The sequence below is a fragment of the Idiomarina xiamenensis 10-D-4 genome, from assembly GCF_000299895.1.
Taxonomy (GTDB): Bacteria; Pseudomonadota; Gammaproteobacteria; order Enterobacterales; family Alteromonadaceae; genus Idiomarina; species Idiomarina xiamenensis.
This window is the reverse complement of record NZ_AMRG01000027.1, coordinates 1-9,005: the sequence shown is the minus strand read 5'-3', so window position 1 is coordinate 9,005 and position 9,005 is coordinate 1. Positions and strand designations below refer to the sequence as shown.

Genomic DNA, 9,005 nt, shown 5'->3' with positions numbered 1-9,005 from the left:
GACGAGCTACCAGACTGCTCCACCCCGCGTCAAACTTGACCGCTATTATACTGACTATACCTAAGAATGCAACCTAACTAATGTCGAAAACTCGATATAACCTGTTTGATTTTCAATAGCTTGTAGAAATTTTGTTAGCGTTATCAAAGGCCTTTCCAGAGCCTTTGATAATTTCATTCTGGTGCAGAAGGCGGGACTTGAACCCGCACGCCCGTTAGAGCACTACCCCCTCAAGATAGCGTGTCTACCAATTCCACCACTTCTGCATAATTCGAGGCGCCGAAAAACTTAGTTTTGCGGCGGCAAATCGTTGTTTTGCTGCTCTTGCTCACTAGCTGGCGGTAACTGTTCGCTTTGCTCGTCAAGCGGCACCGACAAATCAGACAAATCATCGTTCGCGCTACCCTTGCCCGATGACAAGTTACCCAAAATGATGCTGAGCACAAAGAACAAAATTGCTAAAATCGTGGTCGTGCGGGTTAAAAAGTTACCCGAACCACTTGAACCGAACACGGTATTTGATGCACCTGAACCAAAAGACGCACCCATATCGGCTCCTTTACCCTGTTGGATCAAGATCAAACCAATCAGCGCAATCGCCACCAATAAAAAAGCAATCAATAAAAATTCGTACATCGCTTGTTATCCTCGCGCGGCCTGACAAATGGCAATAAAGTCGTCAGCAACTAAGCTGGCACCACCAATCAAACCACCATTAATATCTGCTTGGGCAAATAATTCTGCGGCATTATCCGGTTTTACGCTGCCGCCGTAAAGTAGTGTTATATCTTTTCCTGCGTCACCCAGTTGCTGTTGCAACCACGAGCGAATTTCCGCATGTACCTGCTGAGCTTGCTCAGGTGTAGCCGTTTGTCCAGTGCCAATTGCCCAGACCGGCTCATACGCGATAACCAATAATGCAGGACTACTTTGAGCTAACCCTTGCAGTGCTGCCGCCAATTGCGCTTTGACTACAGTTAGGGTTTCGCCGGCTTCCCGCTGCGCTTCGCTTTCGCCAACACAGACCACCGCGGTCAAGCCAGCGGAGGTAACCTGAGCGACTTTTGCCGCTACCTGCTGATCGCTCTCTTGGTACAGTGAACGACGCTCAGAATGACCAATTAACACATAGTCGACGCCAAACTCTTTTACCATGCTCACGGCCAGCTCACCGGTATACGCCCCTTTCGGGTGCTCGCTAATGTGCTGTACACCGACACCAATGGCATCATAGTAACAAGCTTCGGTTAGCGCCGGAATGTATATCGCTGGCGGGCAAATACCGACATTGACACCGTGCAGGCTATCAGCAGCGTCACGCAATGCTGAGACCATTGAGGTCACCAATTGCCGATCACCGTTGAGTTTCCAATTCGCCAGTACCAGTGGTTGCGGTTGCATAGCTTATCCTTTGGTTAAAGCGGCCGAGATAGTAGCGAAAGTTATCACAACTTACAAGCCGCTTTGCTGAGTTTTCGACGTGTTCGCTTAATTACTAGCCGCTTCGACTTCAGCGGCAATTTGTTGCGCGTAGGCTTTCACGATGCTGTTGTCTTTACCTTCGACCATTACCCGGATCAACGGCTCGGTACCCGATTTGCGTAATAGCACCCGACCGTCGCCGGCTAACGCATCTTCCACCTCGGCCACCACCGAACAGACGTTGTCTGCCTGCAACGGGTCACTCTCACCGCTATAGCGGACGTTAATCAACACTTGAGGAAATTTTTTCAAGCCCCCCATTAGCTGATCTAACGACGCCGAACTACGCTGCATTGCTGCTAAGACTTGTAAGCCGGCAATAATGCCATCGCCGGTAGTGTGGTATTGGCGATTGATGACATGCCCAGAATTCTCGGCGCCGAATACCCAATCACGCTTAACCAGCTCTTCGTTGACATAACGGTCACCGACTTTCGCCCGAACAAACGGAATATCCAATTCAGCTAAGGCTTTCTCGACGGCGAAATTCGTCATAAGGGTACCAACCACTCCGCCTTGCAACACGCCCTGTTGTTGCGCATTACGAGCCAACATAAAAATAATGTCGTCGCCATCGATAATACGTCCTTTGGCGCTAACCAGCATGATCCGGTCACCATCGCCATCGAGAGCAAAACCGACGTCGGCTTGCTCCGCCAACACGGCTTTCTGTAACGCATCAAGATGAGTCGCACCGCAGTTAAGATTGATATTTTTACCGTTCGGACTGGCGCCAATGCTGATCACTTCGGCGCCCAACTCGCGCAGTACATTGGGGGCGATATGATAAGTCGCGCCATTGGCGCAATCGACAACAATTTTTAGCCCGGTCAACGATAGCTCTGAGGGAAATACATTTTTACAGAACTCTATATAACGACCGGCGGCGTCGTTAATACGGCTCGCCCGACCTAAATGATCTGAGTCGACGCATGATAAGGGTTCATCGATTAAGCGTTCAATATCTAGCTCAACACTATCGGGCAGCTTATCGCCCGAATCAGAAAAGAACTTAATACCGTTATCATAATAGGGATTATGCGAGGCGCTAATCACAATACCGGCTGCGGCTCTGAAGGTTCGCGTTAAATAGGCGATACCCGGTGTTGGCATCGGTCCTAAGAACTCGACATCCACTCCCGCTGCCGACAACCCCGCTTCCAACGCCGACTCTAACATGTAGCCAGAAATGCGAGTGTCTTTACCCACTAATACGCGTTTGTTGCCCTGTGCCGACAACACCTTGCCAGCAGCCCAACCGAGTTTGATGGCAAAGTCGGGCGTAATAGGAAAGCTTCCTACTCGGCCGCGCACACCGTCGGTACCAAAATATTTTCTCTGACTCAAAGATAATCTCCCTCTAACGTGGCTGCCACGACTCGCATCGCATCCACCGTTTCGGCTACATCGTGGACGCGAATTATACGGGCTCCTTTTAAAGCTGCAATGGTTGCCGCGGCTAAACTACCGGGCAAACGTTCGTTCACCGGACGCCCGGTCACATGGCCTATCATGGTTTTTCGCGACATGCCCACCAACAACGGCAAGCCTAACTCGTGAAATGCCTGTAAGCGCTGTAATAGCTGGTAATTATGGCGTGCCGTTTTAGCAAAACCAAAGCCCGGATCTAGCCATAATTTATCGCTACTGATACCAGCAGCCAAGCAGGCGTTAACGCGCTGTTGCAAAAATTGCTTCACATCACAGACCACATCATCGTACTCAGGTTCATCTTGCATGGTGCGAGGTTGCCCTAACATATGCATCAAACACACCTCAGCGCCAGTCGCAGCGGCAGTCGCCAAGGCATCGGGTTCGCGTAATGCGCGTACGTCGTTAATTAAGCAGGCGCCAGCAGCCACCGCCTCGCGCATGACTACGGCTTTACTGGTATCGACCGAAATTTTAACCGGCATACGCTGACGAATAGCGGCAATCACCGGCACCACACGCTCGAGCTCTTGCTGCTCGCTAACGTCCTCGGCACCGGGTCGAGTTGACTCACCACCGACGTCAATATAGCTCGCGCCGGCATCTAACAGGCTTTGTGCTTGCCGCAAAGCGGCATCGAGTTGACGGAATTGACCACCATCAGAAAACGAATCCGGGGTGGCATTTAAAATACCCATGACTTGTAAAGGGCGAGCGTGTTTGGTCATGCTGAGGTTCCTCGTCGTTGCTCAACTGGCAGTAAATATCCGTCAGGCAAAAAAAAGCCCCGCAAGCGGGGCTTCGTTAGCAAGCACTTACTTGGCCGGTGCATCACCCGGCTTGTCCAACTTGATTGGACGTTGCGGTGCTTCTTCAGTGTCGGCTTTGACCGCACCACCGCTATTCGAACCATCGTTGTCACTGTCACGCCAATCGCGCGGAGTGCGTACATCACGGCGATTCATCAGATCATCAATTTGACCCGCATCAATGGTTTCGTATTTCATTAAGGCATCTTTCATCGAATGTAAGATGTCGATGTTTTCCTCAAGAATCGTCTTCGCACGATTATAATTGCGGTCAATCAACGCCTTCACTTCTTGGTCGATAGCACGCACGGTATCATCAGACATATGTTTGGCCTGAGACGTGGGACGTCCTAAAAATACCTCGCCTTCTTCCTCAGCATACAGCAACGGCCCCATTTTTTCCGACAAGCCCCATTGCGTCACCATCTTACGCGCGATATCTGTCGCTCGCTCAATGTCATTAGACGCACCCGTGGTGACTTTATCGTCGCCGTAAATCAACTGCTCAGCTAAGCGGCCACCATACAAGCTAGAAATCATACTCTCTAGATGCTGTTTACTATGGCTGACCCGGTCTTGCTCAGGCAAGTACATGGTGACACCGAGTGCACGCCCACGCGGAATAATAGAGACTTTGTAAACCGGATCGTGTTCAGGCACTAAACGGCCGACAATAGCATGACCCGCTTCGTGATAGGCCGTCATGGCTTTTTCGTCTTCGCTCATGACCATCGAACGACGTTCTGCGCCCATCATGATTTTATCTTTTGCTTTGTCGAATTCTTCCATCGACACGGTACGCTTGTTACCTCGCGCGGCAAATAATGCAGCTTCGTTAACCAAGTTGGCTAGGTCGGCACCAGAGAAGCCCGGTGTACCGCGCGCAATGACCGACGCTTCGACGTCGTCACCCAAAGGTACCTTACGCATGTGAACTTTTAAGATTTGCTCACGGCCACGTACGTCAGGCAGGCCAACAACGACTTGACGGTCAAACCGACCAGGACGTAATAAGGCCGGATCGAGTACGTCAGGACGGTTAGTCGCGGCAATAACGATAATGCCCTCATTGCCCTCAAAGCCATCCATTTCAACCAGCATTTGGTTTAGTGTTTGCTCACGTTCATCATGGCCACCACCCAAACCAGCGCCGCGCTGGCGTCCAACCGCATCAATTTCATCGATGAAGATGATGCAAGGAGCCGATTTCTTCGCTTGCTCGAACATATCACGTACCCGTGAGGCACCAACACCGACAAACATTTCGACGAAATCAGAGCCTGAAATCGCGAAAAACGGTACTTTTGCTTCACCGGCAATGGCTTTTGCCAACAGAGTCTTACCGGTACCCGGCTGACCTACCATCAGCACACCTTTTGGAATCTTACCGCCAAGGCGCTGAAATTTAGAGGGATCTTTTAAGTAATCGACCAGCTCAGAGACTTCCTCTTTGGCTTCGTCGCAACCAGCGACATCAGCAAAAGTGGTTTTCACCTGATCTTCACCCATCAGCCGCGCCCGCGACTTACCAAATGACATCGCGCCACGGCCACCGCCGCCACCCTGCATTTGGCGCATGAAGAAAATCCAGACACCGATTAACAACAGCATGGGGAACCAAGAAATAAAGATCGAGGTTAAAATGCTAGGCTCTTCCGGTGGTGTACCACTGGTTTCAATGCCTTTGTTGCTCAGCAGTTGATCTAACAACTTCTGGTCGTTAATGGTGGGCATTACCGTACGGAAGTTTTGACCATTACTGGTGGTGACGGTAATGGTACGCATATCTTCGGAAAACACCGCTTTACGTACCTGGCCATCTTCAACCATGGACACAAACTGGCTGTAAGGCATTTGCGAGCTTGACGAGCCACCGGGGCTGAAACTGTTAAATACACTCATCAGCACTACGGCGATGACTAGCCATAGAATGAGATTTTTTGCCATATCGCTCAAAGCCTGCTACCTCTGCTATTGCTTAAATTTAGAGTCTTCGCACAGGGTACTACAGTTTATACCCTGTCGCTACCAGATAGACTTCGCGCGATCTGGCTCGCGAAGACTCCGGCTTTCTTGTCTTTACTTGCTTAAATGCGGCACGGCAATCACGTAAAAATTCTTCAAAGCCCTGCCCCTGAAATACTTTGACGACAAAACTACCGCCAGGTTTCATCACCTGATGACACATATCCAGCGCCAGCTCGACTAAATACATCGAACGCGGGATGTCGACATTTTCATTGCCACTCATGTTGGGTGCCATATCTGACAACACCAGATCTACGTTGTTACCGCCTATTCGGCTCAATAACGCATTTAACACCGCTTCTTCACGAAAGTCACCCTGCAAAAAATCGACCCCGGCAATCGGATCCATCGATAAGATGTCACAAGCAATGACTTGCCCTTGCCCCTGTTGCTGGTCAACCACCCACTGTGACCAACCGCCCGGTGCGGCACCTAAATCGACCACCGTCATACCCGGTTTAAGAATATGGTCGCGTTCTTGAATTTCTTGCAGTTTAAACACCGCTCTGGAACGCAATCCCTGCTTCTGTGCTTTTTGCACAAAATGATCGTTAAAATGCTCTCTGAGCCAGCGACTACTACTTGCTGAGCGCTTCTTTGCCATAATTTATTTCTTATCCAGTCGTCATTTTGCCACGGCTATACTGGTGACAACGGTTATATGGCGTTAAAATGACGCCAATTCAAGTCAAGATGAGACATTATACTATGCAATTAACGAATAAACAGAAGCAGCACCTAAAAGCGCTAGCGCATCCACTCAAACCGGTGGTGCTATTAGGTGCCAATGGTTTAACGGAAGGCGTAGTGGCGGAAATTGAGTTAGCACTGAGCCATCATGAATTGATTAAGGTGAAAGTGCCAGAAGAAGAACGCGAGCTGCGGCAACAAATTTACGCTGCAATTGTACGCGAAACCGGCGCCAGCGAAGTGCAGGTGATCGGCAAAACGCAAATACTCTATCGCCCTGCCGAACAACCCAAGATTCAATTACCCCGCGCTTAACGACGGGTGCTGCTGCGTGGTTGCACCACCTTTAATGCCAGTGCGGTTTGTATCAACGCTTTTTGTAAGGGTACAAAACCGTGCTTGGCGGCAAAATAGGTCTCCAACATGGTCTCGCGATTTTTCTCGTTAAAGGCCAAACCATTGCGCCGCAACACCGGTTCGACAGCTTCCAGCGCGACAATCACTTTTAAGGTGCGCTCGCGTTGCGCGTCATAATGTAAACGCTGCTCATTGACACCGCTGAGTTGATCGGGTGTTGGGTAATGCAAATCAAACTCGGGTGCGAAAAACCAATCCAACGAAATACCGTGCCTTAGCAACGCTTTAACGATAGCACCATAAGGAATCGTTTCGCGTCGTCGCCAATTGGCATAGCTGGTTTTATTCACCCCCATCCAGCGCATTAATCCTGCCACCCGGGTTTCACCGGAAACCAGTTTTAGACGTTCGATACACTGATGCAGCGTTAGATAACGGGACTGATTTAACGGTCGGTTAATATCGGGTTTGATATTGATGGTTTGCATAGCGCAACTCCTGTTCGAATCTTAACTCACCGTAAGTAACTGTTAATTAAAGCACTCACGACGTTAAGGCTCTGAACTATAAAGCGCTTGTTCGGTGAGACAAACTCGACCTCGGCTCATTACTTATCACGCTAACCTCTAGCTTAGTTAGCGAGCAGAATCAGTTCGTTAGTAAAATCGATGGGCTAAGCTAAACGACCATGCACGATACCTGAGTATCTAGGTTAGAGTCTTACACGGGGTCAAGCCATGACGGAGTGGAATTGAAGCCTTAAATTCTCTTTTCATCATAAAAAACGCCGTCTTAATAATTAAAACGGCGTATTTAGTACCACTCAGAAATCAGTAAATCACTACTACGATAGTAGGTTACCTGAGCAACTGATGTTTAGTATTCGGCGTTATGGTAGATGTTTTGGACGTCGTCGCAGTCGTTTAACATATCCATAAACTTATCCATCATCGCCACATCGTCGCCACTAACCGTGGTCATGACCTGCGGGACAAATTGAATTTCGTCGACGTCCAGCTCGATATCGGCAAAGGCTGCCATTAGCGCTTGTTTAGCTTTCGCGTATTCGGTGTGTGGCGCAAACACGGTAATACGCCCTTGTTCGGCTTCTACATCCGTGACATCAACATCAGCGTCCATCAACGCCTCTAGCACGGCGTCTTCATCATCACCGGCAAAAGCGAAAATAGCGCAGTGGTCAAATAAGTGCCCGACCGAGCCCGGCGCCCCAATTTTGCATTTAGTTTTGGTAAAACAATTGCGTACTTCGCCAAAGGTACGGTTAGGATTGTCGGTTAAGCAATCGACGATGACCATGCAGTTACCTGGGCCAAAGCCTTCGTAACGAGCGGCAGCATAATCCTCACCGGCTCCACCTTTGGCTTTATCGATAGCCTTATCAATCACGTGGGTCGGCACTTGGTCTTTTTTGGCGCGGTCTATTAGGCCGCGTAAAGCTAAATTACCGTCCGGATCGACGCCGCCTTGTTTAGCGACAACGTAAATTTCACGTCCGTACTTGCTATAGACTTTGCTTTTCGCGTTAGCTGTTTTCGCAATAGATTCTTTGCGGTTTTGATAGGCTCTTCCCATAACATCGATTCCGATTACCAAAAAATTTGCGCAGAGTTTACCCCGATCACGGCCTCGCATCCAGCTTTTAGCGGCAGCAAGTGAGACTGACATAAAACCGTCACAGGAAAGCGTTATATTATTACATTCTTATCATCACACTTTCATCGTTAACCGTCTTGAGGTTCCCATGCCACACTCCGTCGATAACACTCGCCGCCGCTTATTAACTTGGTTAGCCGGCGCACCTTTACTCCCCTTGGCAGCTAATATGAGCGCCTCACTGTGGTCAAGCTTAGCCTCGGCAGCAGACGCCAAACGACGGTTAGAAAGCATACAGTTCATTCCCATGCCCGCGCCAACATTAGATAACCCTGCCGAGATGGCAACGACATTGGTTAAATCGGCGCTGCACATGCGCTACGACGACGGTAGCAGTGAGCAGGTCAAGCTTGCTTACGAACCATTTTTTATCACCGGTGACAGCGTGCCGGATGGCAAAGGTGGTAGCATCGTCGCCGGTGGTTACTTCAATATACACCAGCAACCGATCCTTGATCCCAGCGCCAACAACCGCCAGTTTTTTTCCAACTGTCCTGATGGTAGTAGCTTGTTGACGGTAGCCGGTGCACAAGT

The 9,005-nt window shown here is 49.7% G+C and carries 10 protein-coding genes and 1 tRNA gene; 2 read left to right on the top strand and 9 right to left on the bottom strand.

Annotated elements, in window-relative coordinates; translation table 11 throughout:
* Window positions 1-179: 179 nt before the first annotated feature.
* The 7 genes from A10D4_RS13020 to rlmE form a co-directional block, all read right to left on the bottom strand.
* A tRNA-Leu gene (locus tag A10D4_RS13020) sits at window positions 180-266 on the bottom strand.
* Between the two features lie 22 nt (window positions 267-288).
* Window positions 289-636, bottom strand: coding sequence for a preprotein translocase subunit SecG (gene secG, locus A10D4_RS13015; protein WP_008490060.1), 348 nt, complete (start codon window positions 634-636; stop codon window positions 289-291).
* A 6-nt stretch (window positions 637-642) separates the two neighbouring features.
* Entirely contained in the window at window positions 643-1,401 is a 759-nt protein-coding gene (gene tpiA / locus A10D4_RS13010) for a triose-phosphate isomerase (RefSeq protein WP_008490059.1), read from the bottom strand.
* Between the two features lie 87 nt (window positions 1,402-1,488).
* Window positions 1,489-2,829 (bottom strand): phosphoglucosamine mutase, encoded by a 1,341-nt coding sequence (gene glmM, locus A10D4_RS13005; RefSeq protein WP_008490058.1) that lies wholly within the window; start codon window positions 2,827-2,829, stop codon window positions 1,489-1,491.
* On the bottom strand, window positions 2,826-3,641 hold the full coding sequence (gene folP / locus A10D4_RS13000; protein ID WP_008490056.1) for a dihydropteroate synthase: 816 nt from the start codon (window positions 3,639-3,641) through the stop codon (window positions 2,826-2,828). The genes glmM and folP overlap by 4 nt, the downstream gene beginning before the upstream one ends.
* 87 nt (window positions 3,642-3,728) lie before the next feature.
* Window positions 3,729-5,678: an ATP-dependent zinc metalloprotease FtsH gene (gene ftsH / locus A10D4_RS12995; protein WP_008490055.1), complete on the bottom strand. Its 1,950-nt coding sequence runs from the start codon at window positions 5,676-5,678 to the stop codon at window positions 3,729-3,731.
* Between the two features lie 49 nt (window positions 5,679-5,727).
* The gene (gene rlmE, locus A10D4_RS12990) at window positions 5,728-6,354 is read right to left on the bottom strand and encodes a 23S rRNA (uridine(2552)-2'-O)-methyltransferase RlmE (RefSeq protein ID WP_008490054.1); all 627 of its coding nucleotides are present in this window, start codon (window positions 6,352-6,354) and stop codon (window positions 5,728-5,730) included.
* A gap of 104 nt (window positions 6,355-6,458) precedes the next feature.
* On the opposite strand from rlmE, the gene yhbY reads away from it, so the two are divergent.
* Window positions 6,459-6,755 carry a ribosome assembly RNA-binding protein YhbY gene (gene yhbY / locus A10D4_RS12985; RefSeq protein WP_008490053.1) on the top strand — a complete coding sequence of 99 codons (297 nt, stop codon included), beginning with the start codon at window positions 6,459-6,461 and terminating at the stop codon, window positions 6,753-6,755.
* Here the strand turns inward: yhbY and A10D4_RS12980 are convergent.
* Both A10D4_RS12980 and A10D4_RS12975 read right to left on the bottom strand, forming a co-directional pair.
* On the bottom strand, window positions 6,752-7,285 hold the full coding sequence (locus A10D4_RS12980; protein ID WP_008490052.1) for a helix-turn-helix domain-containing protein: 534 nt from the start codon (window positions 7,283-7,285) through the stop codon (window positions 6,752-6,754). The two genes, yhbY and A10D4_RS12980, sit on opposite strands and share 4 nt — an antisense overlap.
* 388 nt (window positions 7,286-7,673) lie before the next feature.
* Window positions 7,674-8,390: a YebC/PmpR family DNA-binding transcriptional regulator gene (locus A10D4_RS12975; RefSeq protein WP_008490051.1), complete on the bottom strand. Its 717-nt coding sequence runs from the start codon at window positions 8,388-8,390 to the stop codon at window positions 7,674-7,676.
* A 169-nt stretch (window positions 8,391-8,559) separates the two neighbouring features.
* Between A10D4_RS12975 and A10D4_RS12970 the strand changes: the two genes are divergently transcribed.
* A partial coding sequence (locus A10D4_RS12970; protein ID WP_008490050.1) for a hypothetical protein occupies window positions 8,560-9,005 on the top strand: 446 nt, incomplete at its 3' end.

Coding starts and splice junctions, on each gene's coding strand:
- A10D4_RS12980 (WP_008490052.1), bottom strand. CDS start 7,285: ATGCAAACCATCAATATCAAACCCGATATTAACCGACCGTTAAATCAG.
- A10D4_RS12975 (WP_008490051.1), bottom strand. CDS start 8,390: ATGGGAAGAGCCTATCAAAACCGCAAAGAATCTATTGCGAAAACAGCT.
- secG (WP_008490060.1), bottom strand. CDS start 636: ATGTACGAATTTTTATTGATTGCTTTTTTATTGGTGGCGATTGCGCTG.
- rlmE (WP_008490054.1), bottom strand. CDS start 6,354: ATGGCAAAGAAGCGCTCAGCAAGTAGTAGTCGCTGGCTCAGAGAGCAT.
- tpiA (WP_008490059.1), bottom strand. CDS start 1,401: ATGCAACCGCAACCACTGGTACTGGCGAATTGGAAACTCAACGGTGAT.
- folP (WP_008490056.1), bottom strand. CDS start 3,641: ATGACCAAACACGCTCGCCCTTTACAAGTCATGGGTATTTTAAATGCC.
- yhbY (WP_008490053.1), top strand. CDS start 6,459: ATGCAATTAACGAATAAACAGAAGCAGCACCTAAAAGCGCTAGCGCAT.